General features: G+C 64.0%; 23 protein-coding genes. 9 read left to right on the forward strand and 14 right to left on the reverse strand.

Going from position 1 to position 20,317, the window contains the following annotated elements; translation table 11 throughout:
* Positions 1 to 4 precede the first annotated feature (4 nt).
* The 6 genes from hisD to AABF56_RS29355 form a co-directional block, all read right to left on the reverse strand.
* A complete protein-coding gene (gene hisD, locus AABF56_RS29330) occupies positions 5 to 1,333 on the reverse strand; it encodes a histidinol dehydrogenase (protein WP_272808555.1) in 1,329 nt (442 codons plus the stop codon).
* A gap of 40 nt (positions 1,334 to 1,373) precedes the next feature.
* Positions 1,374 to 2,174 (reverse strand): ABC transporter permease, encoded by an 801-nt coding sequence (locus AABF56_RS29335; protein WP_064333826.1) that lies wholly within the window; start codon positions 2,172 to 2,174, stop codon positions 1,374 to 1,376.
* Entirely contained in the window at positions 2,171 to 3,115 is a 945-nt protein-coding gene (locus AABF56_RS29340) for an ABC transporter permease (protein ID WP_272808554.1), read from the reverse strand. The genes AABF56_RS29335 and AABF56_RS29340 overlap by 4 nt, the downstream gene beginning before the upstream one ends.
* A gap of 65 nt (positions 3,116 to 3,180) precedes the next feature.
* Positions 3,181 to 4,296, reverse strand: coding sequence for an ABC transporter substrate-binding protein (locus AABF56_RS29345; RefSeq protein WP_272808553.1), 1,116 nt, complete (start codon positions 4,294 to 4,296; stop codon positions 3,181 to 3,183).
* A gap of 32 nt (positions 4,297 to 4,328) precedes the next feature.
* The gene (locus AABF56_RS29350; protein ID WP_272808552.1) at positions 4,329 to 5,462 is read right to left on the reverse strand and encodes an ABC transporter ATP-binding protein; all 1,134 of its coding nucleotides are present in this window, start codon (positions 5,460 to 5,462) and stop codon (positions 4,329 to 4,331) included.
* 246 nt (positions 5,463 to 5,708) lie between these two features.
* Positions 5,709 to 6,476, reverse strand: a complete 768-nt coding sequence (locus tag AABF56_RS29355; protein ID WP_272808551.1) for an SDR family NAD(P)-dependent oxidoreductase — start codon at positions 6,474 to 6,476, stop codon at positions 5,709 to 5,711.
* 127 nt (positions 6,477 to 6,603) lie between these two features.
* On the opposite strand from AABF56_RS29355, the gene AABF56_RS29360 reads away from it, so the two are divergent.
* A complete protein-coding gene (locus tag AABF56_RS29360; protein ID WP_272808550.1) occupies positions 6,604 to 7,734 on the forward strand; it encodes a histidinol-phosphate transaminase in 1,131 nt (376 codons plus the stop codon).
* Positions 7,735 to 7,798: 64 nt separating this feature from the next.
* Here AABF56_RS29360 and AABF56_RS29365 read toward each other — a convergent pair whose 3' ends face one another.
* A complete protein-coding gene (locus tag AABF56_RS29365) occupies positions 7,799 to 8,500 on the reverse strand; it encodes an anti-sigma factor family protein (RefSeq protein ID WP_272808549.1) in 702 nt (233 codons plus the stop codon).
* On the reverse strand, positions 8,497 to 9,015 hold the full coding sequence (locus tag AABF56_RS29370) for an RNA polymerase sigma factor (RefSeq protein ID WP_272808548.1): 519 nt from the start codon (positions 9,013 to 9,015) through the stop codon (positions 8,497 to 8,499). Before AABF56_RS29370 ends, AABF56_RS29365 begins: the two co-directional genes overlap by 4 nt.
* 133 nt (positions 9,016 to 9,148) lie before the next feature.
* Here AABF56_RS29370 and AABF56_RS29375 point away from each other — a divergent pair, with 133 nt between their 5' ends.
* The 3 genes from AABF56_RS29375 (at position 9,149) to AABF56_RS29385 (ending at position 12,162) form a co-directional block, all read left to right on the forward strand.
* Complete coding sequence (locus tag AABF56_RS29375; RefSeq protein ID WP_272808547.1) at positions 9,149 to 10,486, forward strand: S8 family serine peptidase; 1,338 nt, start codon at positions 9,149 to 9,151, stop codon at positions 10,484 to 10,486.
* 97 nt (positions 10,487 to 10,583) lie between these two features.
* Positions 10,584 to 10,844, forward strand: coding sequence for a hypothetical protein (locus AABF56_RS29380; RefSeq protein WP_272808546.1), 261 nt, complete (start codon positions 10,584 to 10,586; stop codon positions 10,842 to 10,844).
* Positions 10,845 to 10,908: 64 nt separating this feature from the next.
* Complete coding sequence (locus AABF56_RS29385; RefSeq protein ID WP_272808545.1) at positions 10,909 to 12,162, forward strand: PqqD family protein; 1,254 nt, start codon at positions 10,909 to 10,911, stop codon at positions 12,160 to 12,162.
* Positions 12,163 to 12,184: 22 nt separating this feature from the next.
* Here the strand turns inward: AABF56_RS29385 and AABF56_RS29390 are convergent, their stop codons facing one another.
* The 6 genes from AABF56_RS29390 to AABF56_RS29415 form a co-directional block, all read right to left on the reverse strand.
* Entirely contained in the window at positions 12,185 to 12,907 is a 723-nt protein-coding gene (locus AABF56_RS29390) for an MBL fold metallo-hydrolase (protein WP_272808544.1), read from the reverse strand.
* A gap of 11 nt (positions 12,908 to 12,918) precedes the next feature.
* Positions 12,919 to 13,734 carry an amino acid ABC transporter ATP-binding protein gene (locus AABF56_RS29395; protein ID WP_443021244.1) on the reverse strand — a complete coding sequence of 272 codons (816 nt, stop codon included), beginning with the start codon at positions 13,732 to 13,734 and terminating at the stop codon, positions 12,919 to 12,921.
* Positions 13,709 to 14,386 (reverse strand): amino acid ABC transporter permease, encoded by a 678-nt coding sequence (locus AABF56_RS29400; protein WP_244768569.1) that lies wholly within the window; start codon positions 14,384 to 14,386, stop codon positions 13,709 to 13,711. Before AABF56_RS29400 ends, AABF56_RS29395 begins: the two co-directional genes overlap by 26 nt.
* An 18-nt stretch (positions 14,387 to 14,404) precedes the next feature.
* Positions 14,405 to 15,223, reverse strand: coding sequence for a transporter substrate-binding domain-containing protein (locus tag AABF56_RS29405; RefSeq protein ID WP_272808542.1), 819 nt, complete (start codon positions 15,221 to 15,223; stop codon positions 14,405 to 14,407).
* Between the two features lie 127 nt (positions 15,224 to 15,350).
* Complete coding sequence (locus tag AABF56_RS29410) at positions 15,351 to 15,623, reverse strand: GYD domain-containing protein (RefSeq protein WP_272808541.1); 273 nt, start codon at positions 15,621 to 15,623, stop codon at positions 15,351 to 15,353.
* 35 nt (positions 15,624 to 15,658) lie between these two features.
* A complete protein-coding gene (locus AABF56_RS29415; RefSeq protein ID WP_272808540.1) occupies positions 15,659 to 16,333 on the reverse strand; it encodes a cysteine hydrolase family protein in 675 nt (224 codons plus the stop codon).
* Positions 16,334 to 16,439: 106 nt separating this feature from the next.
* On the opposite strand from AABF56_RS29415, the gene AABF56_RS29420 reads away from it, so the two are divergent.
* The 5 genes from AABF56_RS29420 (at position 16,440) to AABF56_RS29440 (ending at position 20,309) form a co-directional block, all read left to right on the forward strand.
* Positions 16,440 to 17,348: a LysR substrate-binding domain-containing protein gene (locus AABF56_RS29420; protein ID WP_272808539.1), complete on the forward strand. Its 909-nt coding sequence runs from the start codon at positions 16,440 to 16,442 to the stop codon at positions 17,346 to 17,348.
* Between the two features lie 31 nt (positions 17,349 to 17,379).
* The gene (locus tag AABF56_RS29425; protein WP_272808538.1) at positions 17,380 to 18,270 is read left to right on the forward strand and encodes a LysR substrate-binding domain-containing protein; all 891 of its coding nucleotides are present in this window, start codon (positions 17,380 to 17,382) and stop codon (positions 18,268 to 18,270) included.
* 483 nt (positions 18,271 to 18,753) lie between these two features.
* Entirely contained in the window at positions 18,754 to 19,074 is a 321-nt protein-coding gene (locus tag AABF56_RS29430; RefSeq protein WP_244768563.1) for a DMT family transporter, read from the forward strand.
* A 46-nt stretch (positions 19,075 to 19,120) separates the two neighbouring features.
* On the forward strand, positions 19,121 to 19,495 hold the full coding sequence (locus AABF56_RS29435; protein ID WP_244768562.1) for a DMT family transporter: 375 nt from the start codon (positions 19,121 to 19,123) through the stop codon (positions 19,493 to 19,495).
* Between the two features lie 403 nt (positions 19,496 to 19,898).
* Positions 19,899 to 20,309 carry a MarR family winged helix-turn-helix transcriptional regulator gene (locus tag AABF56_RS29440; protein ID WP_244768561.1) on the forward strand — a complete coding sequence of 137 codons (411 nt, stop codon included), beginning with the start codon at positions 19,899 to 19,901 and terminating at the stop codon, positions 20,307 to 20,309.
* Positions 20,310 to 20,317: the final 8 nt, after the last annotated feature.

Consider the following 20,317-nt stretch of genomic DNA (forward strand, 5'->3'; position numbering starts at 1 on the left):
GGTCTCAGCCGCCCTTCTTCAGGTAGGTCTGGCGCAGCGGCGACACGGCCAGCGCATGGGACGAGAAGCCCTCGTAAACCGCCAGATTGTGCGAGTGCCGGGCGAATTCCGGATAGGCCGGCGCGGTGACGTAGCCGATCGAGCTGCGCTTGACGAAGTCGGTGACGGAGAGCGGACCGAAGGTGCGGGCCCAGCGGCTCGTCGGCAGGACGGCGTTCGGCCCGAGCGAGAAATTGGCGATGCTCACCGGCGTATGCGTGCCCATCAGGATTTCCGATGCCTCGGTGATATGGCCGAGATGGATGAAGGGGTCTTCCGAGAGAAGCTCGAGATGCTCCGGCGCATAGGCGTTGACGAAAGCGTAGCTCTCCTCGATCGAGCTCGTCAGTACGATGCCGCCCGTCCTGCCGGTGAGCACAGCCTTGGAGAAGGCGACGCGCTGCTCCGACATGCGCGACCAGTGGTCCGGCAGGGCGGCAAGCGCTTCTTCCGCGACGCGGCGGCTGTGGGTGACGAGATAGGCCGAGGAATCCGGACCGTGCTCGGCCTCGATCAGGAGGTCGAGCGCGGCGAGGCCTCCATGCACTGTTTCGTCGGCAAGGATCATCACCTCGGAGGGGCCGGCCGGAAGGCCGGTATCGATGACGCCGGCCAGCGAGCGCTTGGCCGCGACCACCCATGGACTGCCCGGCCCGACGATCTTCAGCGCCGGTTTGACGGTCTCGGTGCCATAGGCGACCGCCGCCACCGCCTGCGCGCCGCCGACCTTGTAGACGGTCTCCACGCCGGCGAGGCGCGCGGCGACCAGCGTCGCGGCATCGACGGAGCCATCCGGCGCCGGCGGCGTGACGATGGCAAGGTTCGGCACGCCGGCAACGACCGCGGGGACGGAGGTCATCATCGTCACCGACGGGAAGGAGCCCTTGCCGCGCGGCACGTAGAGCGCCACCGACCGGATGGGCGTGAAGCGGTCGCCGGCAAAGGCACCGGGCCGGATCTCCTTCAGCCACATGGCTTCCGGCTTCTGCTCCTCATGGAAGGTGCGGATGTTGTCGATGCCGAACTGGATCGATTCGACGACGCTCGCATCGACCAGCTTGAAGGCCGCGTCGAATTCCGCTTCGGTGACCTTGAGGTTGGCCTCGGTCACGGCGGCCCTGTCGAGCTCGCGGCCGAAACGCGCCAGCGCCTTGTCGCCCTCGGTGCGCACGGCCTCCAGGATCGGCGCGACCTTCTCGATGAAACTCGAAATATCGGTCTCCGACCGGCGCAGGAGGGCCGCCTTCTCTTCGGCGTTGAGCTTGGAATACTCGTAGAAAGACACTGATGTCATCGTCTTGTCCTTGATGTCTGACCCCTCAAGGGCCGAAGGGTCATTTCGATTTCAGGAAGATGTCGAGGCCGACCAGACGATCGAGCAGAGCGATCACGAAGGCGGCGCAGGCGATGAAGACCACCGAGATGGCGGCAAGGTCCGGCGTGATGATCGACCGGATGGAATTGTAGATCTGCACCGGCAGCGTGACGCTCCGGGCGTCGACGAGCAGAAGGCTGACCAGGAACTCGTTGAGCGCGAGGATGAACATCAGGAGCGAGCCGGTGATGACGCCCGGCAGCACCGCCGGCAGCGTGATGTAGAGGAAGCGCTGCAGGGGCGGCGCGCCGCAATTGGCCGCGGCCAGTTCCAGGTCGGGCGACAGGTTGCTGGCACTCGCGGTCACGGCCCAGATCATGAACGGCAGGTTGATGACGCAGCAGGCGATGCCGACGGGCCAGAGCTTGCCGAGCACGCCCGCATTGCCGAACACCAGCATCAGGCCGATGCCGGAGCCGATCAGGGGAATGGTGAAGGGCAAGAGCAGGTAGATCTGGATGGAGCGGGCGAAGCGCACGCGGTATTTCGCAAGCGCGATGCCGGCGAGCGTGCCGACGGGAATGGCGACAACCGTGCAGATCGTGGCGACGATCAGCGAGCGCACGAAAGCCTGCCTAAGATCGCTCGCCTGCGCAATCGCGCCGTACCATTTCAGCGACAGCCCGTCCGGCGGGAAGGTGATGATGTTGCCGGCGGTGAACGAGGCGCCGAGCACCACGACGGTGGGCGCGGACAGCATGAGGAGCGCGGCGATGACGAAGGTCCACAGGACGACGGACTTGCTGCGGCTGCCGGTCATTTGCGCGTCTCCCCCATGGCGAGCGTGCCCGCGCCGAACAGCATGAAGACGACGCCGACGAGGATGGAGCCGACGGCGACGAGCATCAGCGACAGCGTCGCACCGAGGCCCTGGTCGGAGGTGCGGAAGAACTGGTCGTAGATCGCGTTGGCGATGAAATCCTGCGTGCCGCCGCCGAGGATGGCGGGGATGGCGAAGTCCGTGAGCGACAGCGTGACGACCACGAGGCCGGCGCCGACCAGCCCCGGGCGGGACAAAGGCAGCACGACATGGCGGAAGGTGCGCACCCAGCCGGCGCCGAGCGAGGCGGCCGCGGCCTCCAGCTCGTTCGGGATCGCCGTCAGCGCCGGAGCCAGCATCAGCACCGCGAAAGGCAGCATGTATTGCACGAGGCCGAACAGCACTGCCGGATAGTTGTAGAGCAGCCGCATGGGCGGCACGCCGACGAGCCCCAGCGCCTCGTTGACCATGCCCTGGTTACCGAGGATGATGAGCCAGCCATAGGCGCGCACGACCTGGCCGATGAAGAACGGCAGGAACAGGGCGACCAGCAGGAACTTGCGCAGCGCCGAAGAGGGCGTTCGCACCATTAGGTAGGCATAGGGGAAGGCGAAGAGCAGCGTTACTGCGGTGACGATCAGCGAGCCCATCAGGCTGCGGCCGGCGACCGTCGCGAAGAAATTCTCCGTCAGCACGCGCTGGTAATTGGCGAGCGTGTAGTCCTCCGACATCAGGAACGTGTTGGTATCGAGCACCCTCAGGCTGGTATCACCGATCTGCACGAGGCCGAGCACCAAAAGCCCCACCAGAACGACCGCTGGCAAGAGCATGAGATAGGGCAAGCCCCGCTGGAAACTCGATAGCCAGACGGCCGCCGCAAGGCGTTCGAGCATATCCATGACACGCCATGTCACGGGATATGCGGCACGGGGAGCGCGCATGAACCGATCCTCTTAACGAAAGGAGACGGCCCGCCGCCAAAATGCCGCGGCGGGCAGGCAGGGCCTCAGCCCTGCATGATTTCCTTGAACTTGGCGAACCACTGGCTCTCGTTTTCGACCTGCACCTTGGACGAGATGCGGATGAGGTGCTTGAAGGCCTCTTCCGTCACCGGATAGGACGGATCGTCAACGAGGTCGGCCGGAGGGGTAAGACCGGGCACGACACCGGGCAGGCCGAGACCGTCGAGCCAGACCTGCTGGGCTTCCTTGGTCAGCGCATGGTTGATGTACTGCTTGGCCCAGTAGAGTTCGTTTTCCGGCAGGCCCTTCGGGATCCACAGGCCGTCCGTATCGAACTTCGCGCCCTCCTCCGGCACCACCCAGGCCAGCTCGATGCCGTTCTTCTTGGCTTCGCGCGCATTGGTGGAGATGGTGCAGGCGGCGTCGATCTCACCCTTCTGGAACCAGGTGGTGAAATCCGGGTCCTCGCCGAGCAGCGGCTGCTGCTCCTTGATCTTCGAGATGAAATCCCAGGCCGGCTGCATGTTGCCGGGGATATCCTCCAGCTTGCCGCCGCCGGCGACCTGGGCTGGGAAGTGGAAGCCGATGCCGTCGTTATAGAGCGCGATGCGGCCCTTGAGCTTGGGATCGAGCAGGTCCTTCCAGGACTTCGGCGCACCGTTCGGGAACGCCGAAGGGCGATAGGCCAGCACGTAGACATAGCCGTAGGTGTTGACGATCGGATAGCCGTCGAGCCCGACGGGCTTGGCAAGCTCGGTGGTGCCCTTGAGGTTCGGCAGGTCCGACAGATCCTCCGTCACGCCGCGCAGCGCCGACTTGGTGGCGTTGGTGGTCGTGTCCCAGTTCACATGGATCGGCGGCACGCGCTTCTGGGCGACGGCCGCCCACACTTTCGGCTGGATCTCGTTGTCTTCGGTCAGGTCATGGCGAACCGCAATGCCGGTTGCCTTGGTGAAGCTGTCGGAAACGCCCGCCTTCAGCGCGTCCACCCAACTGCCACCCCAGGCGCGGACGATGATTTCGGCCGGCTTTTCGGGCTCCTGGGCAAAGGCACGGCTGACGCCGAGCGTCGAAAGACCTGCGGACGCACCCGCCGCGGCCATCGATGCCAGCAGCGTGCGGCGGCGGATCTGCATGGAAGAAAGTTTATCATGCGACATTACGCGTTCTCCTCTGGCTTAGCCTTCGTTGGTTATTTTGGAAAGACATGCATGTCCCTTGCATTCCAGCCGAGGCGAACCGCGTCACCCGGGCCGAATTGCAGGTGGGATTCGGGATCGTGGTCGAAGACGCGCATCAGTACGTCGCCGAGTTGCGGAACCCGGATTTCATAGACGACGCGCTCGCCTTCGAAGATGCAGTCGACGACGAGACCGTCGACCACCGTTTCGAGGCCGTCGAGATGACCATCCTTCGGCGCGACGCGGATCTGTTCGGCGCGCACCGCGCCGGCACAGGGTTTGCCGCCGGCAAGCGTCGCGTCAGCCGCCAGGCCGGCAAGATGCAGGCCATTGGCCTCGATCGTCGCACGCGACCCGGCAAGCTCGACCACCCTGCCCTCAACGAAATTGGTGACGCCGATGAAATTGGCGACGAAGGCGTTCGAGGGCGCGCGATAGGCATCCACCGGACGCGCCTTCTGCTGGATCGAGCCACCGTTCATGACGATGATCTCGTCGGAAACGACCAGCGCCTCGCGCTGGTCATGCGTGACGTTGATCGTCGTCACGCCGAGCTCCTTCTGGATGCGGCGGAATTCCAGCTGCATCTCCTCGCGCAGCTTGCGATCGAGCGCGGCGAGCGGCTCGTCGAGCAGCAGGAGGTCCGGCTCGAACACCAGGGCGCGGGCAATCGCCACGCGCTGCTGCTGCCCACCGGAAAGCTCGTTGATGCGCCGGTTGCCGTAACCGCCGAGACGGACGAGATCGAGATAGCGCTCCACCTTCTCCGGAATGCGGCGGGCATCGTGGCGGCGCATCTTCAGCGGGAAGGCGACATTCTCGGCGGCCGTCATGTGCGGGAAAAGCGCCAGCTTCTGGAACACCATGCCGATGGCCCGGCCATGTGGCGGCACAGCGCTGACGGGCTGGCCGTTGATGAAAATCTCGCCGCCGGTCGGGCGATCGAAACCGGCAATCATGCGCAGCAAGGTCGTCTTGCCGGATCCCGAGGGGCCGAGGATCGTCAGGAAACGGCCTTTCGGCAGGTCGAAGGATGCGCTCTTCACAGCATGGACATTGCCGAAGACCATGCTGACGTCCTTGACGGAAACGGCAATCCGGTCGCGCGGCTCCACCGCGGGCTGCTCGGCATCGACAACGCCCATGGCATTCCCCTGTATTGCCCTACCGGCGACACGGGACCGCTGGAAGGCTTCCTCTTGTCACTGCGGCCACGGGCGGGCGGCCGAGCATCTCACGTAGTTGTCTATACATATGCATACAAGTTCCGTCAACCACACTTGCGTATTTTTTGCACCGCAAAGACGGATGATTAAATATTGTGCAGCTGCGAAAAATAACTTCTGTGGCCCGCCTTAAAGCGGCATGACCAATGCTGGGCGCTGCCGCGTTCAGATCGAGGCAAGGTAACCGCCATCGACCGGAATGCAATGGCCGGTGACGTAGGCGGCGGCATCGCTGCACAGGAAGACGGCGACGCCGCCGATATCGCCTTCGCTACCGAAGCGGCGCTGCGGGATCTTGTCCAGCATCCGCATCTGCCAGTCCTCGTTCTGGTAGAACGCCTCTGTCATCGCCGTGCGGAAGTAGCCGGGCGCGATCGCGTTGACGCGGATGTTGTGCGGCGCCCATTCCGTGGCGAGAGCCCGCGTCACGCCGAGAAGGCCCGACTTCGACGCACCATAGGGTACCGCCGTTGGAATGCCGACATAGGAGGTCAGCGAGCAGAGATTGACGATCGCGCCGCCGGCGGCGTCAGCCATGATGCGGCCGGCCGCCTGCGCACAGAAGAAGGCGCCCTTCAGGTTCGTCGAGAGGATCGATTCCCAAAGCGCCTCGTCAACATCGAAGGACGGGCGGACATCTTCAAAGCCAGCATTGTTGACGAGGATGTCGAGACCGCCGAGCGCATCAGCCGCGGCGTTCGTCACGGCCGTGCACGCCTCCACGTCGCGCACATCCTGCGCAAGCTCCACGCAGCGCCGGCCGGCCTTCTCCACCAGCGCCCGGGTCTCGGCCAGCCCGTCGAGCGACCGCGCCGTGATCGCCACGTCCGCGCCCGCCTCGGCAAGCGCCACAGCAATCGCCTGGCCGATTCCGCGACTGGCCCCGGTGACGAGCGCACGGCGACTGGAGAGATCGAAGACCGGACGGTTCATGGCGACACCTCGATTGACTTCCCGGCGAATGACAGCACTTCCACAAGAAAATGTCTATACATATATACAGATCAAAATTCCCGGCGTATGAATGCGGCATGGCAAACCGATCGCATGGAGCCGCAAAATGGCAGACCCTTCAAGCCTGATCCGCGAAGAAATCCGCTCTATCCAGCCCTACAATGCGGGGCTGACGCTCGAAGAGGTGCGGGCGACATATCAGGTGGAGACCATCGCCAAGCTCGGCTCCAACGAGAACCCCCTCGGCCCCTCCCCGGCACTGCGACGGCTGTTTTCCGACATCGGCGAACTTGCCCGGCTCTATCCCGATCCGCAAGGCCGCGCCCTGTGCACCCGGCTCGCCACCAGCTTCGACGTCGATAGCCGGCAGGTCATCCTCGGCAACGGTTCGGAGGACCTGATCGGCGTCATCTGCCGCTCGGTCGTGCGCCCCGGCGACACGGTGGCGACGCTCTACCCCTCCTTCCCGCTGCATGAAGACTATACGGCACTGATGGGCGGCCGGATCGAGCGCGTGCCGGTGACGCAGGACCTGACCATCGACATGGCGGCGCTCCTTGCCACCGTGGCCCGCAAGCCGCGCATGTTGATGTTCTCCAACCCCATGAACCCGGTTGGCTGCTGGCTGACGCCGGACGATCTGGCAGAGCTCATCGCCGCACTCGACGCTCAGACGCTGCTGGTCGTTGACGAGGCCTATGCCGAATATGCCGCCGGCGACGACTACCGGTCGGCGATCGGCATGCTGAGGGGCAAGGACATCCCGTGGGTGGTGCTGCGCACCTTCTCCAAGGCCTATGGCCTCGCGGGACTCCGCATCGGCTACGGCATCGTCAGCGGTGGTGGCCTCTGCGATTTCTTCAACCGCGTGCGTACCCCGTTCAACACCAACGCCATCGCCCAGGCCTCTGCGGTCGCAGCTCTCGACGATCCGGACCATCTGGCGCAATCGGTAAACGCCGCCATCGAGGAACGCGAACGCATGAAGACAGCCCTCGCCGCCACCGGCTATCGGTCAGCGCCGTCGAAAGGTAACTTCCTGTTCGTCGATGTCGGGCAGAACGCAACGGACCTGGCCGCGGCGCTGCTCGAGCGCGGGGTCATCGTCAAGCCCTGGAAACAGCCCGGCTTCAAGAGGTTCATCCGCGTCAGCATCGGCACGCGAGAGGAGAACGACCATTTCCTGCGCGCGCTCCGGGATGTGGAGGGCAGGGGCGAAACACCCCGCCGACGCTGAACGGATCTCCTTTTCCGCTAAAGCTTCCCCGACGAGGGTGACGCGCGACACGCCATGCGGTGGGCTATTCACGGCCCTGGATGCCCGCCTCCTCGTCAGCCGTCAGCGGATCCGACACGCCGAGCGCATCGAGGTAAGCGTCAACGCTTTGAAGCGCGGCGTCGGATGCCGGCGCATAGGCATTGCCGCCGCTCCGTTCGACGGTGAGCTCCACTGTCCAGCCCGTTCCGCGGTCGCAGCCGATCCCGGTCAGCGATGCACGCGCCCCGCCGATATCGAAGCTGCGGCAGATTCCGCCCTCGATCCGATAGGTGGCGAGCGTCTCGAAGCGTGCACTCTCGCCTGAAAGGGAAATCGAGCGCTGCTCTCCCGACCGGGTGGCCGAAAGCGCTTCGGCGATTGCGGCGCGGCCGAGGGGATCGTCACTGCCGGCGCCCGTCCGGCCGGCGAGATAACCGGCTCCCCCGACGACAAGCAGGAGAGAGGCGGCAAGCGGCAGGGCGAATCGGGCCCGGATCCGGCTCCGTAACGGAACCACATTGTCGCGGCGGCCGAGCACCGCCTCGATCAGTGCCTGGGGCAGCTCCTCCCGCCGCGCATCGCCGAACGCTTCGCGCAGCAAGGTGCGGCTGCCGCGAAACAGCTTGGCACGGGCGGCAAGGGCGGCATCGGCGGCAAGCGCCCGCTCGATGGCCGCGCGGGTGGTCTCGTCGGTCTCGCCATCGACAAACGCCATCAGCATCTCGTCCGTCACCTTTCCTGTCATGACCGTTCTCCACCTGCCCGCGCGGGGACATCGCCTTCCATAGCCGCGACCAGCGCCACACGCGCACGCGCCAGCCGGCTCATCACCGTGCCGATCGGAACATCCAGCATTTCAGCGGCCTCCCGATAGGTCAGGTCCTCGACGCATACGAGCAGAAGCACGGCGCGCTGTTCGTCCGGCAGGGAATCGGCGACGCGCCGGACCTCCGCAAGCGCAAGACGCGCCTCGACCACCCTTCGGCCATCTTCCGCCGGCAAGGCCATCTCGGCGCCGCCGTCGTCGATCAGCATGTCGGGCCGGCTGCGGCGCATCGTGTCGACCCAATGGTTACGCATGATACGGAAGAGCCACGCATCGAGCCGCGTGCCGGGCGTCCAGCTTTCGCGATGCCGCAACGCCTTCTCGCACGCCGCCTGTACGAGATCGTCGGCTGCATCGCGAGAACGCGTCAGGGTGCGCGCGAGGCCCCGAAGCCTCGGCAGCAGCGCCACGATGTCATATCCGAAATCCGCCATACACTATCCGTCCTCGCCCAAGAACGCCGAAGACACCACCCTTATTCCAGCCGCGCATGAAAATTTCCCCTGTCTGGAATAGAGGTGAGCCTGCGACGTTTTCGTCTCTATTGTCGAATTCAGGAGCCTCGATATGGGAAAAGACGATGGAAACCGGCACGGCGCAGCGGAACTGACCAGGCGCCGCATGCTGCAAAGGCTGGGCATCGCCACCGGGCTTGCCTATGCCGCGCCGGCCCTCCTGGGACTCGGTTCCGCGCGAGCATCCTCCTCCGGGGGCAGCTCCTCCGGCGGGCGCGCCTCGCGCGGCGGGGGCTCGGGGAGAAGCTCTCCCCGGCCGCGACGGCAGCGCCCGCGTGCTCGCAGGCCCCGCCCGGAGATCGTCGTCGCCGCGCCCTCGCCGGCCGCGATCGACCTCATCGCCGCGCAGGGATATGGCCTCGTCGCCCGTGACCGGCTCGGTCTGCTCGACACGGAGATCACCCGCTTCACGCTGCCGCAGAACCGCACGATCGAACAGGCCCGCACCGAAATCCTCCAGCTCGTTCCATCCGCCCTTGTCGACCCGAACCATATCTACCGGACCAACGAGCTTGCCTGCGGCAGGGACGGATGCGCCGCCTTCGGCATGATCGGCTGGAAGGAGGCCCCGCACGCCTGCCCCGTCGACATCACCATCGGCATGGTCGATACCGGCGTGAACACCGGGCACGAGGCGCTCGCAGGAACGGTTCTCCAGCGTGTCTCGGTCGTCGATCCGAAGAGGCGCCCGTCCTCGCGCACGCACGGCACCGCCATCGCGGTGCTGCTTGCCGGCCGCGCGGCGTCGCGGACCCCCGGCTTGCTTTCCGGTGCCCGCCTCGTCGCGGTCGATGCGTTCCACAGCGACGCCAGGGGGCAGGATGCAGCGGACGTCTTCGACATCGCGCGTGCGCTGGATCGTATTGCGGCAAGCAAGGCCCGTGTCGTCAATCTGAGCTTTGCCGGCCCGGCCAATCTGGTGCTGGAACGGGTCGTGCGCGCCCTTGTCGAACGCGACGTGGTGCTCGTCGCCGCCGCCGGCAACTCGGGGCCGCGGGCGGACCCGCTCTACCCCGCGGCCTATCCCGGCGTCGTCGCGGTGACCGCGGTCGACAGCCGCCTGCGCGCCTATCGTCGGGCGGCGGCCGGCGAGCATATCGATTTCGCCGCCCCGGGCGTGCGCGTCTGGGCGGCGGCCTCGGTGCGTGGCGGGCGTTTCCGTTCGGGCACGTCCTATGCGGCGCCCTTCGTGTCGGCCGCCCTTGCCGCCGCCCGCGCGGCCGATCCACAGGCATCGGGCCGGGAGATCGTGGACAGACTTGCCGCCGGGGCCATGGACCTCGGTCGCGGCGGCCGCGACACGACCTTCGGCTGGGGGCTCGTGCAGGCGCCCGCAGTCTGCGCCATGCCGCCGGCGGATATCCTGCCGGCAGTCGAAGCGCAGCCATAAAAATTCGATGCGGCATGGAATAGGTGGTGCGTCGCCTGCGTTTGCCCTGCCGAAGTTCCCTGGATGGGAGCTTTTCCAACCAGGAAAGGAGCTGACCATGTCGATCGAAGATACCAAGCCAGGCGGCCTGTCGCGCCGCGCGATGTTGACGAGACTGGGACTGGCGGCCGCCACTGCCTATATGGCGCCCGCCATGCTCAAGCTGGATGAGGCCCATGCTTCCTCCGGGAGGAGCGGCGGCAGCCGGGGAAGCGGAGGCCGCGGCAGCGGTCGCAGGAGCAGCGGCCGAGGCGGCGGCGGAAGCTACAGCGGCGTCCGCAGGCGCAGGACCACCCGGCGCCGCACGATCTTCACCTGAACGCATAACCGGGCGGAGCGGCCTTTCCGCTCCGCCCCGCTTGACGATTGCACGGAGCGGAACCATGCGCCTCGCATTCGAGGGACTGAAGGCCAACATCGACGTGCCGGATCATCCGGCGTTTCTCGCCGCGCTGAAAGCCGCCGCGATCGACTGGCCGTTTCACCGCGTCGAAACCGACGAGGAGCCGATCGCCCGCATCATCGCCAGGGGCACCTCGCTCGTCGTCCACCACCCCGAGGAGGAGCCGGTCCCGACGACGCCGGTCGCCGCGGCCTGCGACGTGATGGTGAGTCTGGCCGGCGCGCTCGTGACGGAAAATCCGCACCGCCTCTGCCTCCACGGCGCGGCCGCCCTTTTCGCCGGCCGGCTGCTCGTCTTCCCCGGCCATTCCCATGCCGGCAAGAGCACCCTGACCGCAAGGCTGGCGGCGGACGGACACACGGTCTTCGGCGACGACATCGTACCGCTCGACGAGCGAGGCGACGGTGTCGCGCTGGGCGTCGCCCCACGCCTGCGGCTGCCTCTGCCGGCTTCGGCCACGCCGGCCTTTCGCGATTTCGTCATGCGGCACGCGGGCGCCTCCGACGGGCGCTACCACTATCTCGCCCTGCCCGAGGGCCGGCTCGCACGCAAGGGAACGACCGCCCCCATCGGCGCGATCGTCCTGCTCGACCGCCAGCTGCAAGGCCCCGCCGAACTCCGCGCGGCGCCGCGCAGCCTCGCCCTGAAGCTGCTGGCCCGCCAGAACGTTTCCTATGCCGAGGACGCCCGCCCCCTGCTTGCCCAGATGAGCGCACTCGTGCAGAGGCTGCCCTGCTATGTGCTTGCCTATGCCGATCTCGAGGTGGCCGCAGAACAGCTCGCATCGGCTTTCGGCCGCTGGCCGGCGGCCCCGCAGCGCCTCCCGCTTGCCGATCCCGACGCGCTTTCCAGGCGGCTGCTGCAGCACGATCCCCTGGCGGAGGCGGATATCGAGGTCGACCAGGACCTGTCATGCGAACCCTACCGGCCGGGAATGCGCCTCGTCCGGAATCCAGACGTGACGATGCACGAGGTCGAAGGCGAAGCCTTTCTGGCCGGCGTCGATCACACGGCGGCGATCAACAACCTCAATCCCGTCGCGCTCGGCATCTGGAACCTCATGATATATCCGGTCGATGAGGCGGAGGCCGCGCATGTCCTCTCGGACGCCTTCCCCGAAACGGATCCGCACGTCATCGCGCGCGACGTAAGCGCCCTGTTTCAAAGCCTCCACGACTCGCGCTTTGCCATCGAAGCGACTGACGCTCACCCCAAGCAGGGTATCCGCTCGTAGCTGTTCGGCCGCCTACCCGATTTCAAGAATTCCTTGAGGTCAGATAGGTTTTGGCGATTTCCCGCAAACGGGCGCTTCCAAAGCTCGATCCATGACCACCATGGACGACTTCCAGATCAAGCTGCAGCAGGCGTTCCATGCTCGCCTTGTAGGCCTCGATGTCGCATCCGGGCAGATCGTCTACAAGACTTCCCTCGTAGATCGCGTCTCCGCTGAAGAATATCCCCGTCTTCTGATCGAGGAGGCCTATCGATCCCGGGGAGTGACCGGGAAGATGCAGGACCGTGTAGCAGGCGTCGCCGATGTCGATGATGTCATTTTCGGCCAGGATCGTGGTCAGCGGCGCTGGTGAAATTGTATAGGCTTCAGGCCTAGTGCCCATCGGCGGAACCTGCGCGAGAACATCCGATTGCATGCGAAAATACGGGGCCAGCGTGTCGGCGTCGAGCATATGCGCGAAGGCTTCGGCCTCAGCTTCATGACCCAACCGGTTCTCGAACTCGTGAAACGAGCCGACGTGATCGACATGGATGTGTGTCGCCACGGCAAGGACGGGTTTGCCGGGGGGAATGGTCAGCACGCTTGCAAGGTTACCGAGGCCCATGCCGAAATCAATGACGAGATCGGCGTCACGGCCGACAACGTGGAACATGTTGGCCCGAAAGAAGGGGTGGACATGCGGTTCGTATATCCGGGTCAGCCGAGCCGAGATCGCTTCCGTTGAAAACCAGTCAGCGTTGTTCATGGCGATCTCGCTCAATGCAGCAGCTTGCCGAGAAAGCGCCGCGTGCGTTCATGTGTCGGCGCCGAAAACAGCATGTCCGGCTTGTTGCGCTCGATGATCTGGCCACCGTCCATGAAAACCACTTCGCTGGCCACTTCGCGCGCAAAATTCATTTCGTGGGTGACGCACACCATCGTCATGCCGTCGGCGGCAAGCGAAATCATCGTGTCCAGCACTTCCTTGACCATTTCGGGATCGAGCGCCGAGGTGGGCTCGTCGAACAGCATGATGCTCGGGTTCATGCAGAGGGCCCGCGCGATGGCGACGCGCTGCTGCTGGCCGCCCGAGAGCTGGCCCGGATATTTGTCTGCTTTTTCCGGGATATGCACACGTTCCAGATATTTCATGGCGATCTCGGTCGCCTGCTTTTTCGGCAGCTTGCGCACCCAGCGCTGGGCGACCGTGCAGTTTTCGAGAACCGTCAGGTGCGGAAACAGATTGAAGTGCTGAAACACCATGCCGACGTCGCTTCGAACGCGGTCGATGCGCTTGAGCTGGTTGGTGAGCTCGATGCCGTTGACGATGATCGAGCCTTCCTGGTGAACCTCGAGACGGTTCATGCAGCGGATCAGCGTCGATTTGCCGGAGCCGGAGGGTCCGCAGATCACGATGCGCTCGCCCTTGTTCACCGTAAGGTCGATGCCCTTCAGGACCTGGAAAGCGCCATACCATTTGCTGACGCCAGCCACCTCGATCGCGGCCTTGTGCGGAAGATCGGTCTTCGTTTGCGTGTTCATGTCCAACTCGTGGGTGAAGCGGGGATCAGCGATAGCCGCGTGACAGCACATGCTCGATGCGGTTCTGCGCGAGCGTCAGCACCGAGACGATGACGAGGTAGTAGACGAGCGCGGCGCCGTACCATTCGAGGAAGCGGAAGCTCGTCGCGATGGCGAACTGCGAAACGGTCATCAGTTCCTTGAGCGAGATCACGGTCGCAAGCGACGTGGTCTTCAGGAGGGAAATGAATTCGTTCATCAGCGCGGGAACCGCGATCCGGAGCGCCTGCGGCATGGTGATGACCAGAAAGATCTGCCAGCGATGCATGCCGAGGGCCGCCGCCCCTTCCCGCTGGCCCGGGCCGACGGCGGCAAAGGCGCTGCGCAGGATTTCCGCCAGATAGGCGATCTGGATGAGCGACAGTGCCAGGAACGCCGCGACGAAAGGCGTGAACCAGCCGGCGCGGAAGATCTCCGAAATCTGCGGCAGGCCGTTCCAGACGAAGAGCAACACGAGCAGGGCCGGCGCGCCGCGGAAGAGCCAGACATAGAGCGTCACCAGCCACCGGACCGCCGGCCGCGGGGAGCCCGCCATGGAGCCAAGCCCCATGCCGAGCACCAAGGACACGGCCATGACACAAACGGAAAGGCCGATCGTCAGGAGCGCCCCCTTGAAAAGGGGGGCGCTGAAGATCGCGTGCAGGAAGAGGTCGAGCTGGAACAATGCTGAACCGTCCTGTCGTCAGTTGACGTCATGGGAAACGTCGGTCGCCGTTTCCGGCAGGTTCCATTTCTGGAGCAGCGCCTTCATCTCGCCGCTTGCCTGCAGGGCCTCGATCGCTTCCTTCAGCATCTGGCGGTCGCCATCGCTCTTTCTAAGATAGATGCCATAGTTCTCGCTCTCCTCATAGGTGTAGGGAATGCTCAGGCGGCCCGGCACCTGAAGCATGCGATAGGCGGCCGTCGTATCCTGCGTGATGGTGGCGGTCGCGCGGCCGACGAGGATCTGCTCGATCACGCCGGATGCCGAAGGATAGGTCTGCGCCTGGATCGGCGCCTTGCCGGCGGCCTCGAGCTCCGCATTGAGGTCGGCGACGATCTTTTCATAGGACGTGCCGGCCTCGATCGCCATCACCTTGCCGCTGACATCGGCGGGGACCTTGGTCTGCGTGTCGCTCGCCGCGGTGACCAACACGATATGCGAGCTGAAATAGGGGATGCCGTCGTATTTCTCCAGGCGGGCGGGCGTGATCAGGATACCGCTCGCGACAAGGTCGCAGCGCTTCGAATCGAGCGAGGGGAGCAAACCCTTGAAGTCGCCGACGATATATTCGGCCTTGGCGCCCCACCGCTTGGCGATCGCGTCCATGACGTCGATCTCGAAGCCGATGAGGTCCTTGTCGCCGGGGTTCTCGTAATATTCCATCGGCGGGAATTCGCCGCTGGTGCAGACCTTCAAGACGCCGCCCGATACGAAGTCGGGTTTCTGGTCCGCGGCAAGACCGGCGCTTGCGCCAAAAATAGCTGCCAGCATGGTGCCGGCGAGAAGAGACGGTTTCATTCCCAGTCGTGCAGTCTTCATTGTCGTGTTCCCTTGTTTTGGCTTCTTGGATGGATGTTTTGTTAAGTCGTATATGAACGTTCCTTGCAGACAAGCTAAATATTTTCGCTGAAAAAACTCAGAAAAACTAAACGATAGTCGTGAGGATCTGCCCGTACATGTCCGTGTCGAAGGCCGGAAGGATCAACGGTTCGACATGTCCGTCCCGGCGGGCAGTAAGGACGTATTGCATCATCGCTTCATTGCTCGGCATCTCGAAAACCTGCACGAAATCATAGGGGCCGAGCAGGGCGTAGAAGGCGATCGAGCGGCCGCCGAGCGCCGCCACGCGATCCTCGCTGACCTTGCGGCGCTTGGCGCTGTCGGTCAGCTCGGTGAGCCCCTTTTGCGTCAGGCGCATCAGGGAAACGTATTTCTGGTTCGCAGGCACCCCACTCATTTCGCAGCGGTTCCAAGCTTCTTCAGGCCTTCAAGAACCGCGGCCGTGTCGGCGAGCGCGCCGAAAATGCCGTTCTCGACGGTGACCATGTGAAGAGCCGCCTCATGGGCGTATTGATCGCCGCTGGCGCAGGCATCGGAGATCGTCAGGCATTGGAAGTTGCGGTCGCAGGCCTCCCGCAGCGTGGTGTGGACGCAGACATCCGTGGTGCAGCCGGAAAACAGGAGATGCGTGATGCCCTGCGCGCGCAGGACATGCTCGAAGTCCGTATGGGTGAAGGCGCTGTTGCAGGTTTTGTCGACGATGATGTCCTCCGGACGCACATCCAGTTCGGGAACGATCTGGAAGCCGGGGCTGGACCGCAGCAGCGCGGTCGTCCCCTCAAGCCCGGAGCGCTTCCGGCGCCATTTCTCATAAGGGGTCATGTCCGCGAGATCTTCGCGATAGCCCTGCCGCGTGTGGATGATCCGAACCCCCGCACCCCGGCAGGCGGCAATCAGCCGGTTGACCGCGGGAAGGATTGCGCGGAGCGGCGCCGGGTCATAGCCCTGCCGGGCGAAATAGCCCGTCGTCGAGAGGAAATCCTCCTGCAGGTCGATGACGATGAGCGCGGTCTTTTCCGCCTCCAGATTGCCGTCATAGGGAAAATCGAATGGCTTTGCCGAAATCATGAACGTTCTCCTCTTTGTCGTTGGATAACACTCTTAACAGTTTGGAAAAATCAATTTATAATCACCGATATCGTTCTGTTATTATAAACAATAAACCGGACCTTCGATGAGTCGCCTGCCCCCGTATCTGCAATATCTGCCGGCCTTCGAGGCAACGGCGCGCCTCGGCGGGGTCCGGCATGCGGCCGAGGAACTGAACCTCAGCCCGAGCGCGATTTCCCTGCAACTGAAGAAGCTCAGCGAAGCCACGGGGATCGTGCTGTTTCAGAAAGCGGGCCGGAATGTCGCGCTGACCCAGGCGGGCAAGGACTTTTCGCAGGCCGTTGCCATATCGCTCGGTCAACTCGACACGGCGACGCGCGCCTCGCGGAAAATCACCGCCGGCGACCAGCCCGCCGCGCTGTCGGTCTCCGTGCCGACCGCACTCGGCATCGCCTGGCTGACAGCGGCCATCGTCGACTTCGCCCAGTCGAACGGCATAGCCAGCCTGACGATCAACGAGGCCATCACCGCCGCGGACGTTGACTGGGACAAGAACGACCTCGCCATCGTCTACGACAACCCGCCGTTTACCGGAAAATACTGGCGGTCGCTCAGCGAAGTCAGGCTCTGCGCCGTCTGCTCGCCGACGCTGTTCCCCCGGCTCGACCTGCGCAACCGCGACAGGAAGCTGAGTTCGGTCGTCCTGCTGCATGAGGACGATGGCGGCGAATGGGCGAAGTGGTCCGTCGCCGCGCGGATCGGCCTTGAGGGCAACATTCGGGTGCGGGTGAATTCAGTGGCGCAGGCGATCGCATCTGCCGTTCAAGGCCGCGGCGTGGCGCTGGTCTCGGACGTCCTGACGCGGAACTATCTGAGCGAGGGCCGGCTCATTCAGCCGTTTTCGACGACCATCAACGCGGCGCGGGAATATTACATCGTCTGTCCCGTGGATCGGGCGGGCGATCCGGTCCTGCGCGCGCTTGCCGATCGCGTGATCGAGCAGTTGCGCCCCGGACGCGACCAGAATGCCTGATCATCAAGTCCCCGATTGAGGAACGAAACCGATGGTGCTGCCTCCCCTTCATGCATTCCGCGTCTTCGAGAGCGTCGCGCGGCTCGGCAATGTCAGCGCGGCGGCGGCGGAACTGCATGTGACGCCGGGCGCCGTCAGCCAGCAGATTCGCGCGTTGCAGACGGCGCTCGGTGTCGACCTGTTTCAAAAGCGCGGACGCCAACTGGCCCTGACCCGCAGCGGAAGCCAGCTCCAGCGCTCGGTGGCGAGCGCGATGGACGCGATCCAGACCGGCGTGCGCCAGCTTTCGGTGCAAAGATATGGCGACGCCGGCAGGCGAACCCTGACCATCTCCATCCCGCAGGTTCATGGCGTCACCTGGCTCGCCACCCGGCTTTTCACCTTCATGGCCGACATCCCGAACTTCCAGTTGAAGGTCGTCACGTCCAGCCACTTTCCCGGCGTCGACTGGCGCAAGACGGATGTTGCGATCGTCTATGGGGCGCCGCCGTGGCCAGGTTTCTGGTGGCGCCTGCTGCACGGCATCCGCATGACGCCCGTCTGCAGCCCGCAGCTCCTGCGCGGGCCGAACGCCATCCGCCAGCCATCCGACCTCGCCTATCACCGGCTGCTTCACGAGGATGACGGATCGCAATGGCGTCGCTGGCAGGCGGAGGCGGGCATTGCCTATGCCGGCGAAGCGGACGTCTATTTCGACGACTTCGGCATCGTCCTTCAGGCTGCACGGGATGGTTTCGGCGTCGCGCTCAGCGACGAAGTCGTTTCCGCCCGCGATCTCGACGAAGGCCGGCTGGTACAGCCGCTGCAACTCAGCGTACCGGCTCTTCACAATTATTATTGCATCTGCCCGGAAGCAAAGCGGGAAACTGCCGAGGTCAGCTATTTCATCAACTGGCTGATCGAGGAAGCGACGACACCTTGAAGCCCCAGCGGCGGCGATAGAAAATTCCCGCGGGTTTGGCGTTGACGGGATTCTTACCAAAACCTGAGAACTCCGGGTGCTCGACAGCCGGACGATCTGGAGGCGGCCCGCGGCAGGCGTGCCAGGCGATCGTCACATCCGCCTGCGTGCCGACCTCCTGCATGCAGGCCTAATAGCGGGTATGACTATAGCTTGAGTACCTCCCCCTTGCGGCCGGCCTCTGCGAGTATCGGCTTGTGGGCCATATTCCGCATATTCGAGGAAATTCTCGTCGAGATAGGCGCTAGTCAGCGGCACGCCGGATAATTCCCGGACCTATCTCGCAGCAGCTGAATACCTATTAATTTGCATGCACATGCATAGATATTGACTTATTCCGCCAGCTTTAATATGCATGCACATGCAAGTAAATAAACCGGTGCACGAAGCTCTGCCCACCAGGCGCAGGCCATCAAGCCCAACCAGTGATGAAAGGAAAACACGATGAGCTGGCTATATCTTGGAGTAGCCGTGATCTTTGAGATCGCGGTCGCAATCAGCGCAGGCAATGCGAAGGGATTCACGCGGCTTGGGTGGACTATCGTCACCCTTGTCAGCGGCGCAATCGCCACTTTCTTCCTCAGTCTTGCACTTCTTACCTTCGACGTTGGCGTTGGTTACGCCATCTGGACCTCCGTTGCGGGCGTCGGGATCGTCGTCCTGGGTGCGCTGTTCTTCGGCCAGCAACTCAACCTGAAAAAGATACTCGGGATCGCCCTCGTCATCGGAGGCGTCGTTGGCCTGCGCCTCAGCGGCGCAGCGTAGAGAACCGTCGCCCTTAAATTCCCATCCGACCTGAAAGGAACTTGACATGACGACTACGGATGAAAACCACCAAAGCAGCGGGCGCGCATGGATCATGTTGATGCTCGCAAGCGCCTTTGAAATCGGATATGCGCTCAGCGTCGGGGGCAGCCAGGCGTTTACCGTCCTGAGCTGGTCGGCGGCCGCTTTGGTGTTCTTCCTGCTCACACTTTACTTCCTTAGCGCCGCCTTGCGGACCATCGACGTGGGGATCGGCTATGCGGTATGGGCAGGCATCGGCTCCGTGGGCGCGGCTGTCTTCGGGAGCATCCTGCTCGACCAGCCGCTCACGCTGGGCCAGGCATTCTGGCTGGCAGTCATCATCGCCGGTATCGTCTGGCTGAAGCTCGCCGACAGCGCAAAGCTCCAGGGTCGAGCCTGATGGCAGCCGATCGTTCGACCCGCGACAAGCAGCTCATGGAGGAGGCAGTCGCCTTCTCCGTGAAATCCTGTCCACGACGGTGGCATTCCATTCACCGCCTTCGCGGTTGACTAGGATGACGTGATTTTTTAGGTGAGGCGCCAGTTGCGACTGGAAGCATTTCAATCATACCCGCGCTTGGGTTCGGCGATCGCGGCATGTATCTCTTCTTTGCCGATAGTCCGCAAATCCGACGGTCGCCTGCCATGAGCAAGATCGCCATCTTGAAGGGCTTGCCCCCACGCTTGGCATTTCGCTTATGGCTGCGCGTATCATGGCGACGCACATTCCTTGAGTCGGCGGTTGCATGGACATACATATGAAGAATGCCCCACTGATTGCTCGAAAGGAGTCTACGCCGGTCATGTCCAAGAGAAGCGATTCATGGCTCAAGCTGATTCATGTCGTAGCCAACGTCGAAGCGGAGCTGGGCAAGGTTTTGCAAGAACAGCACGGGCTTGGCCTGTCGGAATATCGTGCGCTCCAGATATTGTCACGATCGGCCAAATCCGAACTTCGAATGCAGGAGTTGGCCACGCATCTGCATCTGAACCAGAGTTCGGTTTCGCGAATGGTCGAGCGTCTGGAGCGCGGCGCGCTCACCATTCGCGATCTTTGCCCGGACGACAAGCGCGGGGTCTACACGGTCCTGACCGAAAAAGGGCGTTCACGCTTCGAAAGCGCTCAGCCCGACTACGAGGCGACGCTGGCCGCCGCGCTCAAGGACCACGGCTTCGAGGAAACACTGTCAGCAAAACTTCTGAAGACAGAATAGCCGCCGGC

Origin of the sequence: Shinella sp. WSC3-e (genome assembly GCF_945994535.1) — a bacterium.
Lineage (GTDB): Bacteria > Pseudomonadota > Alphaproteobacteria > Rhizobiales > Rhizobiaceae > Shinella > Shinella yambaruensis.

What these genes read in the sequence shown, in the direction of transcription:
- hisD (WP_272808555.1), bottom strand. Translation starts at nt 1,333, where the DNA reads ATGACATCAGTGTCTTTCTACGAGTATTCCAAGCTCAACGCCGAAGAG.
- AABF56_RS29335 (WP_064333826.1), bottom strand. Translation starts at nt 2,174, where the DNA reads ATGACCGGCAGCCGCAGCAAGTCCGTCGTCCTGTGGACCTTCGTCATC.
- AABF56_RS29340 (WP_272808554.1), bottom strand. Translation starts at nt 3,115, where the DNA reads ATGCGCGCTCCCCGTGCCGCATATCCCGTGACATGGCGTGTCATGGAT.
- AABF56_RS29345 (WP_272808553.1), bottom strand. Translation starts at nt 4,296, where the DNA reads ATGTCGCATGATAAACTTTCTTCCATGCAGATCCGCCGCCGCACGCTG.
- AABF56_RS29350 (WP_272808552.1), bottom strand. Translation starts at nt 5,462, where the DNA reads ATGGGCGTTGTCGATGCCGAGCAGCCCGCGGTGGAGCCGCGCGACCGG.
- AABF56_RS29355 (WP_272808551.1), bottom strand. Translation starts at nt 6,476, where the DNA reads ATGAACCGTCCGGTCTTCGATCTCTCCAGTCGCCGTGCGCTCGTCACC.
- AABF56_RS29360 (WP_272808550.1), top strand. Translation starts at nt 6,604, where the DNA reads ATGGCAGACCCTTCAAGCCTGATCCGCGAAGAAATCCGCTCTATCCAG.
- AABF56_RS29365 (WP_272808549.1), bottom strand. Translation starts at nt 8,500, where the DNA reads ATGACAGGAAAGGTGACGGACGAGATGCTGATGGCGTTTGTCGATGGC.
- AABF56_RS29370 (WP_272808548.1), bottom strand. Translation starts at nt 9,015, where the DNA reads ATGGCGGATTTCGGATATGACATCGTGGCGCTGCTGCCGAGGCTTCGG.
- AABF56_RS29375 (WP_272808547.1), top strand. Translation starts at nt 9,149, where the DNA reads ATGGGAAAAGACGATGGAAACCGGCACGGCGCAGCGGAACTGACCAGG.
- AABF56_RS29380 (WP_272808546.1), top strand. Translation starts at nt 10,584, where the DNA reads ATGTCGATCGAAGATACCAAGCCAGGCGGCCTGTCGCGCCGCGCGATG.
- AABF56_RS29385 (WP_272808545.1), top strand. Translation starts at nt 10,909, where the DNA reads ATGCGCCTCGCATTCGAGGGACTGAAGGCCAACATCGACGTGCCGGAT.
- AABF56_RS29390 (WP_272808544.1), bottom strand. Translation starts at nt 12,907, where the DNA reads ATGAACAACGCTGACTGGTTTTCAACGGAAGCGATCTCGGCTCGGCTG.
- AABF56_RS29395 (WP_443021244.1), bottom strand. Translation starts at nt 13,734, where the DNA reads ATGTGCTGTCACGCGGCTATCGCTGATCCCCGCTTCACCCACGAGTTG.
- AABF56_RS29405 (WP_272808542.1), bottom strand. Translation starts at nt 15,223, where the DNA reads ATGAAACCGTCTCTTCTCGCCGGCACCATGCTGGCAGCTATTTTTGGC.
- AABF56_RS29410 (WP_272808541.1), bottom strand. Translation starts at nt 15,623, where the DNA reads ATGCGCCTGACGCAAAAGGGGCTCACCGAGCTGACCGACAGCGCCAAG.
- AABF56_RS29415 (WP_272808540.1), bottom strand. Translation starts at nt 16,333, where the DNA reads ATGATTTCGGCAAAGCCATTCGATTTTCCCTATGACGGCAATCTGGAG.
- AABF56_RS29420 (WP_272808539.1), top strand. Translation starts at nt 16,440, where the DNA reads ATGAGTCGCCTGCCCCCGTATCTGCAATATCTGCCGGCCTTCGAGGCA.
- AABF56_RS29425 (WP_272808538.1), top strand. Translation starts at nt 17,380, where the DNA reads ATGGTGCTGCCTCCCCTTCATGCATTCCGCGTCTTCGAGAGCGTCGCG.
- AABF56_RS29430 (WP_244768563.1), top strand. Translation starts at nt 18,754, where the DNA reads ATGAGCTGGCTATATCTTGGAGTAGCCGTGATCTTTGAGATCGCGGTC.
- AABF56_RS29435 (WP_244768562.1), top strand. Translation starts at nt 19,121, where the DNA reads ATGACGACTACGGATGAAAACCACCAAAGCAGCGGGCGCGCATGGATC.
- AABF56_RS29440 (WP_244768561.1), top strand. Translation starts at nt 19,899, where the DNA reads ATGTCCAAGAGAAGCGATTCATGGCTCAAGCTGATTCATGTCGTAGCC.